Source organism: Undibacterium sp. RTI2.2, assembly GCF_035018705.1.
In the GTDB taxonomy this organism is placed as follows: domain Bacteria; phylum Pseudomonadota; class Gammaproteobacteria; order Burkholderiales; family Burkholderiaceae_D; genus Undibacterium.
On record NZ_JASJXN010000055.1, the window covers coordinates 1 to 20,927 of the forward strand.

Consider the following 20,927-nt stretch of genomic DNA (forward strand, 5'->3'; position numbering starts at 1 on the left):
GGATAGGTTAATTTACCTGGTCAATATTCAGTGCGTATAACTGCGTTTATCTGGTCAATATTGAGTGCGCGCCAACATGAATCTGCTCAGTCAGTGAAAAGTATTCGTCTTATGACGAATGAAACCAAGCTGTACAAAAATCTCAAACTCATTTTTGTCGATTCCACAAAGGTCTTAGCGGAATTAATGCAAAACGCCCGTCGTGCAGGAGCGAAGCACATTCGTTTTATGATGTCTGAGAATTCTTCGAATTTGATCGTTGAAGACGATGGTGTTGGTATTCAAAACTTCCAAAACCTGCTTCACAATAGTGAATCAGGGTGGGATGAAGAAACCCAATTGGCAGACAATCCATTTGGATTAGGATTTTTAAGCACACTGTATGCCGCTGATGAAATCATCATTGAATCACGCGGTCATCAGTGCAAGCTCATAGCTGAAAAAGTGATCGCGATGGAGCCAGCGGAAGTGACAACCAGTGATTACATCGGTCACACGCGAATTACTTTGGTAAATTTTAAGTTAAGTGCTGAAGAAACTTTGAGTGCGGTCACGACCTATTCAAAGGGATTTGCAATACCAGTCCATTGGAATGACAAAATAATTGATCGTCCTCATGCCATAGACCAATTAAAGGAATCATTAGCACTAACAATTGGAATTGCAGAGTTCAATCATAGGAACCCGGAATACACCCAATTCTATGTTCAGGGTTTGCCGATTCAAAATCCTCTCTCACCAAGAACACGATGCGACAATGTAGTTCATCTCGATGCGAGTTTCACTGTCCGTATGCCGGATCGTCATGCACTTTATGATTCGGAAAAACAAGTAGATCGGATCACGGCGAGTATAAAAGAGGGCTGGATATCCAAACTACACCATTGAAAGGAAACGCTAGCTCCGCGTGATTTTGTTGATTACTTTGAAGTGCTTAGTTTTTATGGTCAACAAGCTTTGTTAAATGATGTACCATTTTTGCCAAAGGAAATCGTTAGGACGATGCATGGTGAACCGAGCACTCTTATTTCGGCTCGTGGTCATTCACGCGAGGTAGATCTCGTCAATATGGAAGACATCGACAGCGGTCGATTAACGCTTATTTATAACCTAGGCGACAGCATTGATGATCACCATGGACTGTCGATGGTAATACAGTCGCTCATCTACGAAAAAGGGTGGTTGTTTATTCAAAACCCACAATTGGACGAAGGCCATTGGCTGTACCAGTCTAAAGCCATAAACCTTGATAACGCGACATTGGTGCTTAGTGATGAAACCAAAGTTTCTGGCTACTTCAGTGGTTATTATGTTTTCGGAGATGTACATATAGTTGATCAGCTTATACTTCGTATCAACGATCAACCATTTGTCATCACCAATCCGAGTATTGCTACCATGACTAATGCTACATCTGGAGTTCACACTCTATATCTAGGGCAATCGAACCATGTTGGAACCGCTTTGGGTCAAGCTTCGGATTATGAAGATGAATATGGGTCATTTCTTGAAGGTGACTTCGAAAGAGACATCAACCTTTTGCACAATTTGCGGGCACAGTTATTAGGCGAAGCCGCAAGTGTCAGTATCCAAAAGGCAGCATATAACGCAGAGTTGCACTTAGCACCAAATTGCCAAAACTCTGTTTCAGTTATTTCTATTAACGACCAAAAAAATATCCAATGTGACAGTTTGGAAAAGATCCTGCAAACATTCATGAAACATCAGAAGTTAACGGTCAACATGAATATTATTTCTTCGTTTATTTCTGAAGTGGTGTTGGTATCCGATACTCAGGTGCAAGACCGTAATGGATCTTCTACCAATCTTGATTTTGAATCGTTTATCAAAGAGTACCAGCCTCTTGCTAACCCGAATCCAGATACCTGTCTTTGTGATGTTGATGGTGTTAGTCGGGGATTTGCAATTTATGGTGACGACCTGGCGGTAGTTCAAGCTGCTAATCCGAACTGTGTATGGACCGTAATAAGTCAAAACAATGACGCAGGAAATGCGATCGTCAATGGAAAGCACTTTGTGAATCGGATTTTTTACGTAATTACAAAAAAACCTTGGAGCGATGGTGAATTTTTATCGATTAACACACCAATTTACTAACAAATGCACGTCAGTAGGCCGAAAGGTCTACTTATATTTGTCTGTAAGTTGTTGCAAAGTCAGACCAAAAGCATATTGCGAATTTATACCCGAAAACCTCCTAAAATCAATTTGGGAGGTTTTTTTTCGTCCACATTTCTACTTATCTAATATTCCTGGACTATAATAGAAAGACTCAAGCAAGGTAACTTGCATCGTTTTATATTTTCCAGAATTAATTCATTCTTGGTAAATAACATTATTGCTAGCATCCAAGCCAGCAACTTCAATTAGAGGCTTTAGCCTGTTTATTTATTGGCTTTTTTGCCTGTTATTACAACGTTGAAAATTTGATCTACTACGTATTTGCGTAGTAGATTTTTTCACGTTCTCTCATGATAAATGCAGCTGGTTCATGCAGTATTTTCAAAATATTACTTCAATAGCAACCATGCCAGGCAAATAGATGAGCTTTACTCAATCATTTTAATTGTCGGTCGCCGACATTAATTTTGAAATCACATAAACTCTTTTCGAGTTAATCAAATCAACCCTGCGGGATCGTACTCCCACATGGGGATATTCCGCTTATTTTCTAAGGAATATGATGTCTAAATTTTTAATCACTGTCGCAATTACTGTTGAAGCAGAAAATGAGTCACTAGCCGAGCAATGCCTTGAAAGCGCCCTCGACAATTTGATGGGAGGAGATCTCGCATCCTTCGAGACTATTGAAATCATGCAGATCGAAAAAACGGAATACTACGTCTGGCATGGTGAAGGCCAATGCGACAATAAAACATCAAATGTTGACGAAGCTCGGCGAATTAAGAAAGAGTTTTTAAACGAGGGTATTGCCGCATACATCGCTGACCACGAAAACAATATGATTGGTGATGAAATAGAAGCTACCCCCGTCTTTGATGCAGGTCGTCAATTTGACAGCCCAGCTGACGCCATTGCATTAATCATGCGGCAGTCCGATTCCACGGAAGCTTTGCTAGCGGTTGTACGCGCCAATATTGAATATGGAGAATTTGGATTTGCATCAGAAGTTATTCGCGAGTTCCGTTCGTTTTAAAACAAAAGCAAAGTAGTCAATTAACGCCAGTAACGGTAGTTCAATCAAACGTCTTGTGGTGCAGTTCAACCCTCGAGCTAATTGCATTCTTGAGAGCAATCAAGGATTCATTATGGCGAATATAAATGTTGGTGATAAGCTTTTTGCACCGCGATTCCTGGGGACTAACACATCCAAATCAAACGCAAATTGTCAGCACAGAACTTTGTTCTAGTAAAGGTCAAAAACACGGTGTCAATGTAGATTTTGTTGATGATGTTGTCAAAGACCGATTGTGTGTAGTGCTATCAAACGGCAAATGGGCGTACGGCTATCGAATAGACCTTATTTCGGATGGCAAGGTAATGTAGTCTGTTTAGAGTAACGCCTGAATAGTTAAATCAAATCAAACGCCTCAATCGAGGCATTAATCAACCCAGCGGGTATGCATCTCCCGCTTGGGGGATGCTCCGTTTTTATTTAAGAAATTGGAAAAAAATGGGCATACGATTTACCCAAATTGTTGACAATCGCTTTGACAATGGAACTAAAGACGAACTTCAAATCATATTGGAAGAGCGGATCAAACAAATATCAGACAATTTGTGCAATTTAAGTGGCATTCAATTTTCATATGGAACTTTACGTTTTTTAGAATGGGAAGGTAAAGGTTCAGAGAAAGAAAGTTTTCAATGGCGAGCAGATTGTTTCCTCATTAAACCACGTTCAATTAAGTGGGATGATGTGTATGACGCCGTTAATAAGGTGAAAGCTGTCTATTTTGATGAACAACCAGATTGGCACATCAAAAATTTAATGGATGGATGCATCTCTTTGCTTCAATGAAAAGTCGAATATCGATGGTTTTGGTGGAGGAATAAATTCATCTACACCATCAACTAATCAACTGTAAGAAAAATAGTCTGTTCTGAGTATCTGAATAGATCCAATCAATCAATCGCCTCAATCGAGGCGATCATAAACCCATGGAGGGAAATTCTCTTCATGGAAATTTCCCTCTGTTATACGGAGAGAAGTAATGAAAATCAAGACAGCAGACTTAATAGGGCCACCACTCAATTGGGCAGTAGCAAAGTGCGAACTGCAACATTTGCAAAATAATGGCGACCGCGTAAAAGAGTGGGTGCTTGAACAGCACGCTCAAGGATTGCACAAACCCGACTACTCCGAAGATTGGATGCTAATGGGGCCGATCATACAGCGTGAAGAGATCAGCTTAAATCGAGATAACGAAACAAGTTATAGTTGGGCTGCTTGGACTCCTGCACCTTTGAGGGATGAGTCAGAGGCATTTGGTTACGGCAATTTACCACTCATCGCCGCATGCCGTTGTTGCGTAGAGTCGATTCTAGGTGATGAAGTAGAAGTACCCGATTGCCTTATAGAGAGCAATGATTTTACTGGCAAAAGCAAGATTGAGATATTGCGTTCCTTTGGCTACGAAGTGACTAAAGTCGACGCTAAATTCAAATCATACATCGTTGAAGACTCCGAAGCTTTTTCAATCATCACCGAGACTGAAGATGAAGCAATTGATGAAGCATATCAATTCCTGATGGACGAAGTTGACCCTGATTTAGGTTATATTTTTCCGTCATTCTAATCCCACTAAACCACCTCGCCTCGCGGCCAGGTGGTTTTTTTTCGTCTATTGGTTTTCGGTTTGCTGGCGTGCGGGCGGGCCGGTACCAGGCTAGAGGTTGTTTTTCCGGCTTTTCCGGGAACGTGGCTAAAACACTCGTGATACCATAGAAAAAGAGTCTTTGTGATTCTCACTCTGAACGCAATTTCAATTCATCTTATTCAGAGGATCACATGGCGCAAGCAACCACACTCAAGCCTGGTCAAATCAGGCACCTTCTACGTGTTACAAACGAAACCAGTAGGCATCCAGAATTGGATCACATTATGCCGTATTTGGAGGTTCAGCCTGATCAACTTAAAGAGATGTTTGCTGAAGTAATTTAAAATGAAAATCCTACTTGAGTGATACTTAAAGTCCTACTATAATAATACTTATGATTCAGTTGGAGGTAATATGTTACAGACTTTAAGACGTGCTGGCGGTTCGCTGGTGATGACAGTTCCAAAGGCTTTTATTGAGCAAAATCACTTGCAAGATGGTTCGCAAGTAGAGCTTTCATTAGAAGGCAATAGGATGACTATTGATGCGCCCACAAAGAAGCGATATAAATTGGAAGATTTAATGGCTGAAATGCCAGCGGGGAAACTGCCAATGGTCGAAGGATGGGATAACCTAGTTCCAGTTGGCAGGGAGTGTTTCTAGTGGCAGCATATGTTCCAAACCGTGGCGATATTGTGCATTTGCTGTTTGATCCAGCCTCCGGTCAAGAAATGAAGGGCAATCACTTCGGGCTTGTCATTAGCCAGAAGGCTTTCAATGCGCGAGGCCTGGCGATGATTTGTCCGATTTCGCAAGGTGCGGCGGATACTGCCAGAACACACGGCACAGTGGTTACATTGATGGGCTTAGGGCTGGACACGCAAGGCGCTGTTCACTGCCATCAAATGAAGTCGCTGGACTGGAAGATTCGCAAGGCGAAGTTTAAAGAGATTGTGCCGCTAGATATTGTGGATGATGTGGCGGCTCGTATTGAAGCAATTATTTTTGAATGAAGGAAAAATTCATGAGGCAAAGCCTGACCAATTTCAGAGATTCCAAGGAGCAGATGCTGGCCGCTATCGACATATTCGAGGCATCGCTAAACGGTATGTCACACCGAAGAATATCCGTGGACTTCGGTGTGAGTGTATCGAAGGTAACGCTGCGGCTGGAAACCATACGACGAATGGTGCTCAAGAGGATGCCCCTTGATGTTGAGCTTCCTGTGCGTTGGAAGGAGGCCCTTGAGGAACATGTCGCGGAGATACGGGGTGCTCTTGCACTCGTGCGGGCAGATGTCGGAAATGGAGTTGAGACGGCTCCGGTCGAACGTAAGAGTGATCGCGAAGAGTACCCATATTTGCTGTACCACCCAGACTCGGAAGTGCCTATAACTGTGTTCAAATCGTGGGCTGAAGCTATCACCGCGCAGAAGATCGCTAATGCCACGCGGTCTGGACACAAGGCTCAGCGGAGATAGCTTCAACATTTAAGGCTCGGCTTCTAGGATACATTACGCCCTGCTGGCTAGTTGACAAATGCAGAAATATGCAAGATGTTGCGGTTGACAAATCTAATTTTTTGCAAGAATACGCTTGACTGGCGTAACCAGTCACCAAAGCAAGATGTACTTGCATTAGAGCCACCGCGAAAGCGCTGTATGGCAGGGAATGTTAGTCGAGTATGTCTTGCTGTGGTGAGTGCCGAGTGATGATCGGCTAAACGTAGATAAAGTATGGCAAATGGGATTGTCCCGTTGTCTCGAATGGTTTGCTTCCAAATGACCTGAGACGAAATTTATCAGCAGGGTTCATCGCCTACCGCCACTTCACATTTAGTAAAGGGAAAAGATTCGTGATGGCGAACATGAGAAATATTGCTGGCAACGACGTGTCGATCTTCCTGTTCCGTTTTGAACAGAATCCACACGGTATTGACTTCGTGCTGAATGAAGCTATTGCCGAAGACATGCAGCCCGACATCGACGCAAAGCTTGCGCCGCTTGTTCACGCTTGTGGTCATTCACTGATGCGCCACAAGCACCAGAGCATAGGCAACATAATCATGGACGGCAATATCCTGACGACTGGTCAGTTCGAAGTAATGTTAAGTACCGGCCTTGGACGATTCTTTGAAGACGATGAAAAGGCTCGGAATTATGTAGCAACCGCACAAAGCTTTTCGTGAGTTAAAAACGGATAATCGCCCTAGTAAATCATCATTTTCTAGGAGCGTCAAATGGCAGAATCTCACATCGTATCGGGGCTGGTATCCAAGCGTGCCGAAGTCGCGGGTCAAATCGCCTCATTCAAATCAGAAATCATCCGACTGCAAGGCGCGTTGTCGCATCTTGACGGCAGCATCAAGTTATTTGTACCAGAATTTGACCTACGCACCGTTAAAGCCAAGCGCACGAACAAGCGCAATACCTACTTCAAAAAGGGTGAGGCGCAACGCATGACGTTGGATGTTCTACGTGAGGAAGGCAAGCCGTTAAGTAGCCGTGAAATTACCGACAGGCTATTGAAATCCAAAAATATTGAATCCAATCCCGCACTGGTAGCGCGTATTCAAAAGAATGTCATCGCCGTGCTACATCGGCAAGATGGTCATTTGGTGCGACAGGTAGAGGCTGGAGGTGCGCTTGGTTACGTGCAATGGATTATCGCCTAAGCCTTGCTAGTTTAAGCAGCCAACCGTTCAGCATTACGTTTATTCCCCTGCCAGTAACCGCACCAGTCACGGCTCGTTGGTGTGGTAGCGCACTTCCTTGAAATATCATCAAAAATATCACCGTTGCTCATGCGGCGCGTGTCTTCCCGATAAGCCGCTTCATTGGCATAGTTCGCCAGATACAGATTGCCAAACTTATGGCATTGACCGTACTGCATGCGACGAAAGCGCGAGAAGTACGATTCAGCCAGATTGTTGGTAACGCCTTCATCACTGCGATACTCGATGCCGTGATTCACGCGGCGCGTGTCAAATTTCGCATGCAATCCATCGTAAGCCGTCGATTCATCAGCACAGATAACTGAACCCTTCTGCACGTACATGTCGGCAAGTTTGCCAACATCGGCTTGGTTCTCTGCCTTGATCACGAACGAGATTGTTTTGTTCGATCCTTGGATCATATCGTTAATCACATTGACCTTCTGACGCATCACGAACACGCAGCGCTTGTCAGGGCGTTGATTGACGGCCAAACGGCGATCAACCCGATCTTCTTTCTTATTTTTCGGGCGGATATGACCGTTGACGTAGGCACCGTCCATGTGGATTTCGCCGGAGAGTGGTTCTGCATCGCGCTGCATAATTAAGGACTCACGGATTTTATGGCACAAGACAAACGCGGTCTTGTACTGGACATCCAGATCGCGCCCCATTTGCAAGGCTGAAATGCCCTTCACTGCATTGGTGTAGATCGCAATCGCCGCCAGATACATCTTCAGCGGCAGTTTGTGAAAGGCGAAGATCGTACCGGACGTGACGCTGAACGTGTGGTTGCAATCCTTGCAGCGCCATTGGCGGCGCGTGGAAATGAAGTAGTGCTCATGCACCACACCACAAGCTGGGCATGTCACGACCTTGCCGTCGCCCCAGCGCACTTTCTTGAACACCTTGAATGCCTGTTCGTCGTTCATCTCGAAGACGCGACGCACCGACAGGGTGCGAGCTTTTGCTGAGAGTAGGAAGTGTTGAGTCATTTTTATTCCTTAAGCACATTGATTTATGTGTTTAAGTATAGCCATAAATTTATGTGTTATCAAGAGCTATTACACATTAATTTATTTTTATATTACATATAAATATGTCTTTTTAAAATAATTGTATGTGCTATAATTTTCATATATGATCCGAAATATGACCTATCAAGAATTTTGTCGCCAGCTTGGTAAGGCTGGTCTGAATATTCGCGAGTTTGCTGAGTTGGTAAAAATGAACCAAAAGTCAGTGACGAATTGCGCCAAACGCGGCGAGGTTCCATCGCATCTGGCTGTTATATCGACGCTGCTTGGTGAAATGGGTGAGCGAAAAATAGATTTTCGAACTGTGTTGAAAGAAATTGAAATTGCGCCTAAAAAACCGCGTGGAGGTGCTGCTATCGGGCGATTTGGTGGAAGCAAGCAAGCCGACTTGGATTTGACTTCTAAACATGTCGAAAGTGAAGTAATTTAGCTTTGTGATGGCAATATGATATTGCGTTAAATACTGTTTTTATATACAGTGTTTAACGCAATAATTAAAAAAGAAACTATGAGGTGTATTTCCTTATATTTGATTGGAGTTACAGCATGAAAATTGCGAGACTAGAGAAGATGGGTGATGTAGCTTTGAGCTACGGATCACCAACAGAAATGCCTGAAAAAATCAAGAAAACTTCCAAGAAACAATTGTCACTTGCATCACTTTTTGCTGGTGCTGGTGGTATGGATATTGGTTTTGAAAAAGCAGGCTTCAAAACAGTATGGGCAAACGAATACGATAAAACCATTGCTCCTTCCTATCAAAAATATTTTCCTAAGACCAAGTTTGATGGGCGTTCAATTCGAGATATTCCAGATACCGATTTACCCGAAACTGTTACGGGCGTTATAGGTGGACCTCCTTGTCAATCATGGTCGGAGGCAGGCGCGCGTCGTGGAATTGACGATCCTAGAGGGGAACTATTTTTTGAATATTTGCGTGTCATCCGTCGCACAAAGCCTACTTTTTTTGTCGCTGAGAATGTTCACGGGTTGATTCATAAGCGGAATATAGACTCGTTCAGGAAGATCATTGATCTGTTCGAATGCGAGGGCTATGTTGTTAGCTGGAAGTTATTAAAGGCTAGTGATTACGGCGTTCCGCAAGATAGGGAGCGCGTTTTTATCGTTGGGTATCACCAATCACTCAACAAAATCTTCAAATTTCCTGAGCCTCTTAAAACAAAAACCACATTGCGCGATGCGATTGGTGATTTAGCTAAATTGAAGGTTGGTGCAACTAAAAAAGTTAACAACCATGAATTTATGGATAGCGGCTATTCCCCTATATTCATGTCGCGTAATCGCGTAAGGGCATGGGATGAGCAGTCGTACACGATCTTAGCAACTGATAGACATATTCCATTTCACCCTCAAGCGCCCAAAATGGTGAAAGTAGAAGGGCAGGAAATGCGAGAATTTGTACGAGGTCACGAAAACAAGTACAGGCGTTTAACTATCCGGGAATGTGCAAGAATTCAAACGTTCCCAGACAATTACGAATTTATTTATACGCACATGCGTAATGCATACAAGATGATAGGGAACGCTGTGCCTGTTGATTTGGCGTATTGGATAGCGAAAACTATTAAGGATGATTTGGGATTGAAATGACTGAAAGTAATAACGAGAAGGGCAACCACGTCAGAAATGGAAAGGCTTTTGAATGGGCAGTGGCTTGCGCACTTAAAGACATTTCCTCCTACGAAATTATAGAAGATAAGCACACGCTAAAGCCGCGTGAATACTTTTCGGAATTGCAGCTTAGTGATCAGCAATCGTTTTATAAATCAGCAGAGCGTGGAGTCCGGCACATTGTTCAGAAGGAAGCAAAATTTTTTTCTTCGGGTGTCGGAGCTATTCGGTTCCAGTCAGATTCGGCTGGGCAAAGTGGCGATGTTAGAGATTTGATTATCTCAAACGGAACCAACGAGATTGGATTTTCCTGCAAAAACAATCATTCCGACCTAAAGCATTCAAGATTGTCAGACGTTTTGGATTTTGCTAAAGAATGGGGTCTAAATGAAAGTGGATGTAGTGAATCATACTGGCACGAAATTCATAACGCTTTCTCAGGCATCAAGCAAATCGTGGCTAATGAAGTGAATCCAACGTGGCGCGAGCTACCAAACAAGGAACAAGTGTATTGGAATGTATTGAATGCTTGGGCTTCCGAAATTCTACGCTGTTATGGAGAAACACAAGAGCAAAATGCACTGCTTTGCGAGAGACTAATCAATTACCTTTTTGGGTCTCATGACTTTTATAAAATAATGAGGCGAGATCAATCGTCAGTTGATATTCAATGTGTCAATTTCAGGAGGAAATTAACTAGACCGTATGCAAAATTCCCGACGGTTATTAGAGCCATCGATAATCTGAATGGGACACAATATTCTAAAACCATTGCATTTAATAATGGATTTAGTATCAATTTCAGAATACACAACGCAGACAGTAAATTAAATACTTCATTAAAGTTCGGGATCAAGGCACTAAGCTTGCCTTCCGATCAGTTTTATCAGCAAACGCTAGACGTTGCTTAATGCAATTGTTGATTATGCTGGATTAAGATTGTTGAATGAAAAAGCTTTGTGCGGCTGCTACATAATTCCGGAGAATTGGGTCTTGTTCCTTCGGCTTGAGTCATTCAACCTTTTTGACTACGGAAAAACAAAAGATGACTTCCTCTTGCAAGTCAACTCTTGAATCACTGCTGACAGTTTCAGTCAGGGCATTCGATCTGGGAGCGAAGGACATCGGTAAGCAACGAACGCAAGAAGATGTATCTCAGTCGGTGCGCTTTAGCCTCCGAAATGGATACTGGCCGATGGTCTGGCAAGCCTACAAGGCAGGTCGATTCGCTACCAAAATCGGCGACATATAACGAAGAGGAAAATCAGTGAAAGTAAGAAGTAAAAAAAGAACTCTTTACGTAAAAAAATTCATCTTGCTAAAGACAATTTCTTTGTCGATGCGGACGGTTATGCGCATGAGGCCAAAAAAGGTTTTCATCGGAGAATTGGCTAATACAGACACAGCCGAATTCCTGATAAAGATTAATACAGGTCATGAAGGCTTTTTTGAATAATTACCGGGGAAAATCATGGAATGGTTTGTGTTAATTGCAGTGCTTGTTGTTGCGGGGGTCATATATTGGTTTGCAGATGATTACATCCATCGTCCAATGTCGTACTGGAGTAAAGAGCAACTTGATGCAGCATTCAAGCGCAATCCTCAAGAACTTGCAAAATTTATTAACCGTGATTCAATGAGTCGTTGGGAATGGATTGCTGCGATCAACAAACGTAATGCCGAAACTGATGCAGAGTTAGCTCGGCGTGGAATAAAGTAAGCAAAGGAAAAATAGTGCCTAATTTTTTAAGCAAACTGCTTTGTAAGATGATCGGTCATGCATCACGAAAAAACATCCCGTACAAGGAAAGCGAATCGTTTCCAAGGTTTGATGGTAATGCCTCGCTGAGTCGAATTGAGTGGGAGTGTCCTCGCTGTCAAGAAACTGCATGGGCACTTATGATGCGACCTGATACTGTACATCGGTCACCCTCTTCGCACCGCATCGAACAGTAGGAAACCAAAAGGAAAATTGTGGAAACAAAATTGAATATTTCAAACGGGTTGACGATTGTGAAGACGTATGAAATCCCGATTGAAAACGAAGATCACGGCGGCGAAAAAGCTGTCTGTCTAAAAACCTCAAGTGGTGAGACGGCGTGGGGTTTTGGTAATGATTACCAACAAGCTGCCGATGATGCTGAAGCTGCATTCAATGGTCAGTTCTAACCGAGGAAAATTTTGAAAACTACAAGAACGCCACGCGGATTTGCAAAGATTGATTTCGTAGACAGATACGGAGCCGCTTGCAGCCTGCAAAAAAGCAGTCTTGCAACCGAAGATGCAGTTTGGCTTGGGGTTAATAACGCATCGCCTAAGATCAAGGCATCACAAGCTGCCGCGCACGGTCTTGATGCTGGCGACGGTACAGGCTGGGTCGAATTCCCGATACCGCAAGAGGTGTCACTTACCACTAAAATGCATTTGACTAAAGAGCAGGTTGTGGAGCTATTGCCGCACTTACAGCGTTTTGTTGAATCTGGCGAAATCTAGGAAGGACAAAAGCTATGACAACGATATCCTTAATTGCGAATGTATCCGAAAACTCGATAGGTGGTAAACGTACCACCTTAAATTGCATGTATTTATACGCAAAGCACAAGAAATCTCTGTTGAACTTGCAGGGAATCGGACTAGGTGAAGTTAAAGTTTAACCGAGGAATGTCATGAGCAACGACAATTCAAGTATCAAATTTAACGCCACTGCAAGCGCTGCCAATATCTTCGTACGCAGCGATGCAGATAACAAGCACACCCTGTGTATTGGTTCCAGTCGCCGTGGCCGCAGTATGCTGATCACGTCAGACGCTGCAAGTCGCAGTATCTCCTACGAAGAGGCAGAAAAACACTGGTTTCCAACCGAAGCAGAAAAACAAGCGAATTCTGATCGCGAGCAAATTGAACAAATTAAGTACGACCGGCGAACTGCAGCCGTGCGTGAAGCGTACTGGATGTCAACTGACCCGGAATCCGGCGAATTTGATTCTCTACATGATGTTCTGAACCACATCTGTGACCGCGTTCCAACCGATGAGCAAGTGCGTAGACTGTTCAACATGCTTCCATCAAAAGTGGTAGGCGATGGCATTAAGTGGGGCTTCACCGATACTGTGGTTGGAGATTCTATCCACGAGTTCGTACTCGAAAACAAGTTTGACGTAATGACGCACGTATTTGTCGATTAAGGTGAAGGAATAATAAAAAATGCTCAACAATAAACCGGTTCATTTTTCAGAACATGAATTTTATGAAGCTAACGATGCGATTTCCGAGACGGTGCGTCGAATGATTAATAAGGGTCAAACCAAAGACGAAGTTCAAAATGCTTCACTGGCTTCGCTTTGGAGTGCATGGAAGTTGTTGGTTGCTTCTAATTTTGGAAAATGGGAAACACCAGGAATGCTAGAGGTCGCACCAAAAGTGAAGAGGCTATTTTGAATCCAAAAATTCTCAAACGTAGACTTGCTTAATGCCAAAGGAAAAATGATGGCAACCGAACCGTACAGTTTTGAGTCTCCTGTTGAGACAGTCGTGTCAAAAAGGGTTCTTTATCGTCGCATCAGCGACGGCGAAGAATTTACGTTTATTTCAAAAAGCATATGGTGCTCCAATTCCGAGTTATTGGAATTTATCAGTTGAGCCGTAAGGTGTTTAGCTGTGGGTTCGTATTAAAACCTATTATTTAAAGACTGGGAGTCTAGATTGGAAAAATTAAAATGTTTATTAGTCATTTCAATGCTGGCAGTTACTATTTCCTCTTTTGGAAAAAGTAGCTCTTCGCATTCAATGAGTGGAGGATTCTCAGGCAGCACTAAATCTACTCCCGCGAAATCAGCACCATCAAATCCTTCTTCATCAAGCGCGACATCGACTAAACCTACAGGGTTTGGCTCTTTCGGAAACGCTACCAAATCCGAAAACGCATCAACCCAAAGTACATCAGGAACAACACCGAGTTCACAGCCCAAAACAAATCAATCAGCTCTTTCAATCGGACTAGATAAAAATGCCTCCCAAGCGAATGCATTAAAAACCTTAGATGCCCGAAATGCTGCTAAGACTGCTGCGCCCCTGTCAAGCAACGCCTCGGCTCAGCCTACTGGTTTTGGACGATCGTCCCAGGACAATAGCTTTACCCCATCCGCTGCTTTACCCTCGACCCCAACAGCGTCCTATCAAGCACCAGTAATCGTCCAAGTGCCTAGTTCGAATTATGGCAACAACGGCGGTTTCTCTTGGAGTAGTGGTTTGATGGGCTTTATGTTGGGCAGGTCAATGAATCACGATTCAGGATATTCACGCCAGAGAGATAACGACGTTTCCTTTGAAAAATCATCAGGGGGAAATATTTCTGCAAAAGGGCTATCTCCTGATAACGTAAGTCAGAGTTCCATTGGAACCGAACAACCTTCTTTTCTGATGAAGTTGTTTAGATTCTTATTTTGGCTATCAATGATCTTGCTACTGGTTTGGATTACATGGAAATTATTTTTTAAGAAGAAATTGTCGGCCGAAAAGACCAATCACTATTCGTTGAACTAATTCTGCGGAATTACTCTTTTTTAATTAAGGAAGATTATGGGCTGGACAGACTCATTGCGTTATTTTAAAGGCGCGGCTGCAAATCACGGTATCGACTCTCTAAAAAAGCAGCAGCGGTCTGATGACGGTTTGCCGCTAAAAGCCAAAATCGGATCACTTGTTCAACTACAAATATCCCCCTTCATCCGGGCGTCCGGAGCGGGTTCTCTAGTTAGTGGTCCAACTGAAGACGATACGGTGATACGGGCCATTGCACATGTAAAACTGGATTATCCAGGGGATATCTATCGTTACTATCTTTCAGTTGGTGATGATGGAGAAGAGTCAGAGAAATTTATCCAAGTAGTTCAAAATGATCAAGGCGACATCGTTGAACTGATGTACTGTTCCAGACTCGTCAGATTCATACCAGAAACAGTTGAAGATCAACAAGCGTTCACAGGAGAAAATGGTGAAGGGTTGGGACAAAAGACATATACGTTGTGGCGAGACCAACTCTCAGAGTACGGGTTTGCTGACACCGTTTTGACTCCGGTATTTGGGGATAACGAACAACTCGATTATATTCGCGACACCGGAGATGGAGATTATGTTCCTCCATTTAATGGATCAGAAATAAGAATTGATGATGCACAGGGAGTCCATGGCCAAGAACAGGACATTTGGTTTGTTCCGTATGTACGATCACTGTCTGACGGATCTCAAGAATTTTTGTTGATCACTACATCAGTTGTTAAAAGTCACGATGGCGACAACAGTAAGCGAAGCATCTTCGTTGATTTTATGGTGGGTATCTTAATCGAAAAAGAGCGCATCACTATTCAGTAGGTTTTGTATTAGTACACAATCACGACTAATATTTTGAAAGCTGCATGTGCAGCGATAACATAGAAACGGGAGCGAAAAATGAGTGGATGGGGATTAACAGCAAATTTGTTAAGTAAACATTTCAGTGCAGTGGGCGACAAACTTTCGGAAACAATCGCTGCATGGGATCCTGAGACTGCGACCGAAGCGGACCGTGATCGTCTAAATGAAACATTAATGGATACAGCTCAAAAGTTGGCGACAGCGCGCAACGCTTTTAATAAAGAACACGATGATGTCGTTAAGCTTCGCGCCCTGATAGCCAATGACGAAAAAGTCGCAGAATCTTTAGGCGATCGGTTGGCCGCCGGTTCCATTTCTGAATCTGCCGTATCAAAGTTTTGTGATGAATTAGAAGGAGAAAAAGCCCGCTTGCCACAAGAAATACAAGAAGAGGCTGATGCAAAAGAATATCTGGATCAGCTGCAGCAGGTCGTTGATGCATTTTCTAAAAGCTTGTCTGACTTTGATGCTCAAGCCAAAAAGAATATGCAAGTTCTTGCTTCAGCCCAAGCGCAAAAGGATTTGCAGGCGTTACGTTTACAGCGTCAGGCTGAACTCGATGGCTTGAACGGGATAGCCAGCCATTCATCGGCAATGGCTGCACTAACCAAGAAAGCACAAGCGGTAAGTAGTGAAGCTGCTGGTATGCGAATTGTTGCCGACATCAAGCAAAAACCATTAGATGACGCAAAAGAAATTGAAGATATTCGTCACTCTGTGTCAATGACAGGTGGTGCAACGGAATCGGTAGTTGATCGTCTCAAGCGTCTTTCGTCAAAAGCGTCTTAAGCCAAAAGCAAATTTAATGACCAAAAAGTGCTCCAGCGGAAATCCTTGCTGGAGCACTTTTTGTTAGTGGCCTACTTAAAAAGATATTGCAAAGATTTACCAAAGTTACGTAAGGGGGTCGATGAGAAACTTGTCTGTTCATTCGACGCATGCTTTGAATGATATTGTTCAGAACGGTCCTTGCCGGAATGTTGTTTATAAGGCGTAGGTTCAGGTAATTGCATTGTTGAATTTTTGATTGAGGATGGCAAATCAGGGAAAAGATCAAAGCCCACAATCCGCTCTAGCTCGGCGATGGAGACGACTTGATAGTCCATACCTGGCTTGTTATACGTCAAATACGCTGCCGCTTCATGTCTGGAAGGATCGACTATCGCTTTAAAGATGCGGGTCGGTATGACAACGCGGCCATTGAGCTTATTCGCTGTTGTATCAAAGATCGGTCCTGTGATGACATACAATCTTTCGCGCTGCGTTGCTAATTTTCTGGTGGCTGATTCAATACCTTCGTGCAGGTTTTGGTTATTATCCGAATTTTGCGGAATGATATTGGCAAGTGAAAACGATTCGAATTGAGCTGTGTAAGGGCTAAAGTCGCTGTTTGGACTCATGTGGCCCCGGTCGATTGAGTGGTCGATATCGACATTCTTTGTTGATCCTTTATAGTCTTTCAAGTAGGAGCGATCCGCATTGGGAATTTGCTCTTCTTCGTGAAAGCTATCCTGCCGTTTTAATTTGCGCGCCTCTTTAATACGGTTATTCGTTAGAAACTCAGCCGTCCAGAGCGGTGTTTTGGTCACGCCAGAGTACATCAAAGCATATTCCTCAAAACACAACGAAGTGGTACGTTCGTTAAAATGAGTAGTCGTCGCAACGGGTGCCTTGCCGTTAAAAAACTGTGTTGAACAATCCTTTGCATCGACGTTGGTAACCGCGGCAAATGCGGAGAATAATAGAAACGAATGAATCCATTTTTTAAACATATTAAATACCTATAAAAGTTATTGGAACAGTTCCAGTGTCCCATCAAAGGTATCGCTGTCAAGTTTCTAAAAATCCGATTTTGTTTGACGCAGGTAAAGCAGGGTAGGCCGATCCTGGCGCGTTAATCCATGTCAGATACTCTTGACCCTTACTCCTATGTTTTGAACTTCTCTCAGCCAGATCAGATGTAGCTGGTAACGCAGTGGAATCAAACACCTCACAATAAGTACGCGTGGGGGTATCCAATAATATAAATTCTGACCTTTGCAGATATTGGGTACTGCCATCGTGTGCTAAGGGCTTAATAAATTTTCTTTTAAGGGAACTTAGATAGGCTTCAAACAGCAATTCTTCCGATTTCTCAACGGGAACCATCTGAGTGCTGGTACTAATCCCATTGAGATGAAGAACAGACCACCATTCTTTTGTGCTGGGTTCTATACAAGCAATTGCAATGACATGACCTTCCTCTTTATTCAGTAGTTCTTGATAAAAGGGTTTGTCCTGCAGGAAGGCGTCAAGCTGATCTAGTTTGACGGCTATTCTCGGTAAGCCATGAAAATCTTTGAATTGGAGCATTTGGCGGCTTTTGTCCCGGCCATACGCTTTAAGCCGACCAATCACAAAGAGGCGAGTGTATTTTTTCTTTGCATGATCGAGTACGTGGTGATTATGTTCAAACGCCAATTTATCTCCGTTGGCCGATCCCACTAATAAATACTGATCAAGTGTTTCTCCCTCCTTGTTAATGACGATTTGCTTTGCCGCTTTAAGCAAATTAAAGGTTGCCTGATACCATTTACGATCTTGACCGCGATAAATGTTCAGGCCTGCCAAGCGCCAAAGCTTGAGAAGTAGGGTAACTTCATTGGCTCTGTCGCGTTTATTACCAGGGGCAGGTGGTTGCGTTTTCTTTAAAGCAATGGCCTGCATATTGCGTTCAATGATGTTGAGAGCAATCGACAAATAGGCGCGGCTTTGACCATTGGCCAGTTCTTCAAACGCAGGGAGATTGGTTGATGATTCTTGACTCTCAGTATCCTCACCAAAAAAATAGCAATCCGCGTCGTGATCCAACCCTGTCTCGGGCCATCTAGCAAGACCATAGTGCGGCACAACATTGTCTTTGTTGTAGCGTTTGACGACTAAAGGAATCTGTTTTCCAGTGCAACACAGACAAAAAGAGCGACCTTGCCGGTGCGCGATCTGAAGCGCTTCTTGAAGCCGATTACCACTCGACTGAGAAAATTGTGTTCCACCAATATCAACAAAAAATGTAAAAGCCTGAGACATCAAATACTCCTAATATGACCATCATTTTGACGTTGATTAAACGAACCCATGTCCGAAAAGACCATTTAATTGCTCTTCTTATCGTTTTTGATTCACGGGGCGTTTAATTTGTTGCAAATTTACGCAAGATTTGGTATTTTGTCAGACATCATAGTGAGGAAACTCACATCGTCAAAAGGCTAGCCTGTTGGCGCGCACTCAAATTTGACCAGCCTTGCGCATTGAATATTGACCAGGCACTTAGTTACTGATCATATAATTTACTTTGGCATTTGTCGATGATTTAAGTAGCCATGTAAGTCTCCTTAGGTTTGGTTTGTTGTTGAACTTAAGTCTTTTCTTTTTCGGGTTTTGCGGAGCGCAGCGGAGCCCCCCCTCATCAGTTAACAGAACAACCTAGATTTCATCTTCTGTCGTGCCTTGTATCTCTTGCGGTACTTCGATGTCGGCTTTGTTCATTTCTCTGATTTTCTCTCGTGATTTGATGCGCATTTTGGCGGTTGCGCTGCTGTGTTTGAATCGATAGGAATCATTGCCTGTTTCAATAATGTGGCAATGATGCGTGAGTCGATCTAATAGCGCCGTCGTTAATTTGGCGTCGCCAAACACGCTACTCTATTCTGAGAATGTTAGATTGGTGGTTATCACTACGCTGGTGCGCTCGTAGAGCTTGGACAGCAAGTGGAATAACAAAGCACCACCGGCTTGTGAGAATGGCAGATAGCCTAGTTCATCTAAGATCACCAAATCCATCTGCATTAAACTTAATGCCAAACGTCCTTGCTTGCCTGCCGCTTTTTCTAATTCCAGCGCGTTGACTAATTCAATGGTGGAGAAGAAACGTACACGTTTGCCGTGACGCGTAATTCCGGACACAGCTAGTGCTGTCGCCAGATGACTTTTACCTGTGCCCGTTCCACCAATGAGCACGACATTATGTGCAGCCTCAGTGAAGCTCAACGAAGCTAGCTGCTCAATGAGTTTCTGATCGACTTTGGATTGACTGAAATCGAAGTCCGCCAAACTACGGTGAATCGGAAACTTCGCCACATGCAGTTGATATCGGATAGAGCGCATACCACGATCCGTGGATTCAGCTTCCAGTAAATGCTGAATCAACCATTCCGATGCGCTGACAGACGCCGTGCTTTGCGCCGTTAAATCCGCATAGGCGATTGCCATGCCATACAACTTGAGGGTTTTAAGTTCTGTGATGATGTTAAACATGATTGATCTCCTGATGTAAGCTGTCATAGCGGCTAGCATCAGCCACGGGTTCTTCATTTAATTGCAAAGTGGTGACCACCGGATCTGGGCGCTCAACCTGATGTAATCGGACTAGTACATTGGTGATGTGTTCGACACTGGCAACGCCTGATTCCAGTACCAACTCAACAGCCACGATGACCGTTTCCAATCCATGATGTGGTATCGCAGCGAGGACTTGTGCCATGACCCGATCGCCGCCTGAACGTCGCATCAGAATCGCTTGTAGTTTGATGAGTGGTTCAGGCATCAACGCAAATGGAGCGCCATTCCGTAAGACACCTGGTTTCCGCTCTGCCAGCAGGATGTAGTGCTGCCAGTCATAGCAGGTTTGATCTCGCCCGAACACGCGCAGATGGTAAGCCACGCGCTCCTGATCTGCATAAATGGCGACCTGCTCGGAGTAGAGATGCACACTGACCATGTGATTGGCTAGGTAACAAGGTACCGAGTAACGATTACGGTGAACGTGGACTAAGCATGTGGAAGAGACCCGCGCCACTAACTCAACATAGCCATCAAACGGCGTTGGCATGGGCATCAGTTGGGCTTGCTCATGCTCAAGTACATCGGCGACCGTTAAGTCAGGGTAGTCTGGGTGGCGGCACTCGCTCCACAGCCGTTTGCACTGCACGGCCAACCAAGCATTGAGTTCGGCAAAGCTGCCGAAACGTTCCTGCCTAGCCTCATGCCAAACACGGCGGCGACTATCCTGTACATTCTTCTCAACAATCCCTTTCTCCCAGCCAGAGGCGACATTACAGAAGTCAGGATCAAACAGGTAATGCGCCGTCATTGCAAAAAAGCGCGCATTGACGATACGTCCTTTACCCTTCATGACTTTGTCTACCGCCGTCTTCATATTGTCGTAGATCCCGCGTCGGGCAATCCCACCCATGGCGGTGAAGGCACGGGTATGGGCCTCGAATAGCATTTCATGACTTTGTGTGGGATAGGCGACTAACCAAAAAGCTCGACTAGCGCAAAGCTTGGTATGCGC

General features: G+C 43.9%; 27 protein-coding genes and 1 pseudogene. 23 read left to right on the forward strand and 5 right to left on the reverse strand.

Annotated features, from left to right (window positions below; genetic code table 11):
- The first annotated feature begins 111 nt into the window (after window positions 1-111).
- From QN395_RS19325 to QN395_RS19370, 10 genes are all read left to right on the forward strand, one after another.
- Window positions 112-888 carry an ATP-binding protein gene (locus tag QN395_RS19325; protein ID WP_323492737.1) on the forward strand — a complete coding sequence of 259 codons (777 nt, stop codon included), beginning with the start codon at window positions 112-114 and terminating at the stop codon, window positions 886-888.
- A 114-nt stretch (window positions 889-1,002) separates the two neighbouring features.
- Window positions 1,003-2,118 carry a hypothetical protein gene (locus tag QN395_RS19330; protein ID WP_323492736.1) on the forward strand — a complete coding sequence of 372 codons (1,116 nt, stop codon included), beginning with the start codon at window positions 1,003-1,005 and terminating at the stop codon, window positions 2,116-2,118.
- 586 nt (window positions 2,119-2,704) lie between these two features.
- On the forward strand, window positions 2,705-3,178 hold the full coding sequence (locus tag QN395_RS19335) for a hypothetical protein (RefSeq protein WP_323493125.1): 474 nt from the start codon (window positions 2,705-2,707) through the stop codon (window positions 3,176-3,178).
- A 477-nt stretch (window positions 3,179-3,655) separates the two neighbouring features.
- Entirely contained in the window at window positions 3,656-4,003 is a 348-nt protein-coding gene (locus tag QN395_RS19340; RefSeq protein WP_323492734.1) for a hypothetical protein, read from the forward strand.
- A gap of 193 nt (window positions 4,004-4,196) precedes the next feature.
- Window positions 4,197-4,781, forward strand: coding sequence for a phage protein NinX family protein (locus QN395_RS19345; RefSeq protein WP_322121791.1), 585 nt, complete (start codon window positions 4,197-4,199; stop codon window positions 4,779-4,781).
- Between the two features lie 435 nt (window positions 4,782-5,216).
- Window positions 5,217-5,465 carry an AbrB/MazE/SpoVT family DNA-binding domain-containing protein gene (locus QN395_RS19350; RefSeq protein WP_322121789.1) on the forward strand — a complete coding sequence of 83 codons (249 nt, stop codon included), beginning with the start codon at window positions 5,217-5,219 and terminating at the stop codon, window positions 5,463-5,465.
- Complete coding sequence (locus tag QN395_RS19355) at window positions 5,465-5,815, forward strand: type II toxin-antitoxin system PemK/MazF family toxin (protein ID WP_322121788.1); 351 nt, start codon at window positions 5,465-5,467, stop codon at window positions 5,813-5,815. The genes QN395_RS19350 and QN395_RS19355 overlap by 1 nt, the downstream gene beginning before the upstream one ends.
- Window positions 5,812-6,282: a hypothetical protein gene (locus tag QN395_RS19360; protein ID WP_322121787.1), complete on the forward strand. Its 471-nt coding sequence runs from the start codon at window positions 5,812-5,814 to the stop codon at window positions 6,280-6,282. The genes QN395_RS19355 and QN395_RS19360 overlap by 4 nt, the downstream gene beginning before the upstream one ends.
- A gap of 377 nt (window positions 6,283-6,659) precedes the next feature.
- Window positions 6,660-6,989, forward strand: a complete 330-nt coding sequence (locus QN395_RS19365; protein ID WP_323492733.1) for a hypothetical protein — start codon at window positions 6,660-6,662, stop codon at window positions 6,987-6,989.
- Between the two features lie 51 nt (window positions 6,990-7,040).
- Window positions 7,041-7,475, forward strand: coding sequence for a hypothetical protein (locus tag QN395_RS19370; protein ID WP_323492732.1), 435 nt, complete (start codon window positions 7,041-7,043; stop codon window positions 7,473-7,475).
- A gap of 11 nt (window positions 7,476-7,486) precedes the next feature.
- On the opposite strand, the gene QN395_RS19375 is transcribed toward QN395_RS19370, so the two are convergent.
- Window positions 7,487-8,509, reverse strand: a complete 1,023-nt coding sequence (locus QN395_RS19375) for an IS1595 family transposase (RefSeq protein WP_323492731.1) — start codon at window positions 8,507-8,509, stop codon at window positions 7,487-7,489.
- A 157-nt stretch (window positions 8,510-8,666) separates the two neighbouring features.
- Here QN395_RS19375 and QN395_RS19380 point away from each other — a divergent pair, with 157 nt between their 5' ends.
- From QN395_RS19380 to QN395_RS19435, 13 genes are all read left to right on the forward strand, one after another.
- Window positions 8,667-8,981, forward strand: a complete 315-nt coding sequence (locus QN395_RS19380; RefSeq protein WP_323492730.1) for an XRE family transcriptional regulator — start codon at window positions 8,667-8,669, stop codon at window positions 8,979-8,981.
- A gap of 116 nt (window positions 8,982-9,097) precedes the next feature.
- Complete coding sequence (locus QN395_RS19385) at window positions 9,098-10,162, forward strand: DNA cytosine methyltransferase (protein WP_323492729.1); 1,065 nt, start codon at window positions 9,098-9,100, stop codon at window positions 10,160-10,162.
- Entirely contained in the window at window positions 10,159-11,094 is a 936-nt protein-coding gene (locus QN395_RS19390) for a HaeIII family restriction endonuclease (protein ID WP_323492728.1), read from the forward strand. Before QN395_RS19385 ends, QN395_RS19390 begins: the two co-directional genes overlap by 4 nt.
- Before the next feature lie 134 nt (window positions 11,095-11,228).
- Complete coding sequence (locus QN395_RS19395; protein WP_323492727.1) at window positions 11,229-11,435, forward strand: hypothetical protein; 207 nt, start codon at window positions 11,229-11,231, stop codon at window positions 11,433-11,435.
- Window positions 11,436-11,450: 15 nt separating this feature from the next.
- Window positions 11,451-11,639: an ATPase, T2SS/T4P/T4SS family gene (locus tag QN395_RS21705; RefSeq protein WP_416352069.1), complete on the forward strand. Its 189-nt coding sequence runs from the start codon at window positions 11,451-11,453 to the stop codon at window positions 11,637-11,639.
- A gap of 15 nt (window positions 11,640-11,654) precedes the next feature.
- A complete protein-coding gene (locus tag QN395_RS19400) occupies window positions 11,655-11,903 on the forward strand; it encodes a hypothetical protein (RefSeq protein ID WP_323492726.1) in 249 nt (82 codons plus the stop codon).
- 266 nt (window positions 11,904-12,169) lie between these two features.
- On the forward strand, window positions 12,170-12,352 hold the full coding sequence (locus tag QN395_RS19405) for a hypothetical protein (RefSeq protein WP_322121781.1): 183 nt from the start codon (window positions 12,170-12,172) through the stop codon (window positions 12,350-12,352).
- 12 nt (window positions 12,353-12,364) lie between these two features.
- The gene (locus QN395_RS19410) at window positions 12,365-12,676 is read left to right on the forward strand and encodes a hypothetical protein (RefSeq protein WP_322121780.1); all 312 of its coding nucleotides are present in this window, start codon (window positions 12,365-12,367) and stop codon (window positions 12,674-12,676) included.
- 173 nt (window positions 12,677-12,849) lie between these two features.
- On the forward strand, window positions 12,850-13,368 hold the full coding sequence (locus tag QN395_RS19415) for a hypothetical protein (protein WP_322121778.1): 519 nt from the start codon (window positions 12,850-12,852) through the stop codon (window positions 13,366-13,368).
- A 19-nt stretch (window positions 13,369-13,387) separates the two neighbouring features.
- Window positions 13,388-13,621 (forward strand): hypothetical protein, encoded by a 234-nt coding sequence (locus QN395_RS19420; RefSeq protein WP_322121777.1) that lies wholly within the window; start codon window positions 13,388-13,390, stop codon window positions 13,619-13,621.
- Between the two features lie 264 nt (window positions 13,622-13,885).
- Window positions 13,886-14,725: a hypothetical protein gene (locus QN395_RS19425; protein ID WP_322121776.1), complete on the forward strand. Its 840-nt coding sequence runs from the start codon at window positions 13,886-13,888 to the stop codon at window positions 14,723-14,725.
- A 36-nt stretch (window positions 14,726-14,761) separates the two neighbouring features.
- Complete coding sequence (locus QN395_RS19430) at window positions 14,762-15,553, forward strand: DUF2491 family protein (RefSeq protein WP_322121775.1); 792 nt, start codon at window positions 14,762-14,764, stop codon at window positions 15,551-15,553.
- A gap of 78 nt (window positions 15,554-15,631) precedes the next feature.
- Entirely contained in the window at window positions 15,632-16,384 is a 753-nt protein-coding gene (locus QN395_RS19435; protein ID WP_322121774.1) for a hypothetical protein, read from the forward strand.
- A gap of 71 nt (window positions 16,385-16,455) precedes the next feature.
- Here the strand turns inward: QN395_RS19435 and QN395_RS19440 are convergent, their stop codons facing one another.
- The 4 genes and pseudogenes from QN395_RS19440 to istA all read right to left on the reverse strand — a co-directional run.
- On the reverse strand, window positions 16,456-17,367 hold the full coding sequence (locus QN395_RS19440; protein WP_323492725.1) for a DNA/RNA non-specific endonuclease: 912 nt from the start codon (window positions 17,365-17,367) through the stop codon (window positions 16,456-16,458).
- Between the two features lie 58 nt (window positions 17,368-17,425).
- Window positions 17,426-18,661 carry a DUF1173 family protein gene (locus QN395_RS19445; protein WP_322121839.1) on the reverse strand — a complete coding sequence of 412 codons (1,236 nt, stop codon included), beginning with the start codon at window positions 18,659-18,661 and terminating at the stop codon, window positions 17,426-17,428.
- Window positions 18,662-19,057: 396 nt separating this feature from the next.
- Window positions 19,058-19,888 (reverse strand): annotated as a pseudogene (istB, locus tag QN395_RS19450) (IS21-like element helper ATPase IstB).
- A partial coding sequence (gene istA / locus QN395_RS19455; protein ID WP_323492724.1) for an IS21 family transposase occupies window positions 19,881-20,927 on the reverse strand: 1,047 nt, incomplete at its 5' end. The gene istA and the pseudogene istB, both read right to left, overlap by 8 nt.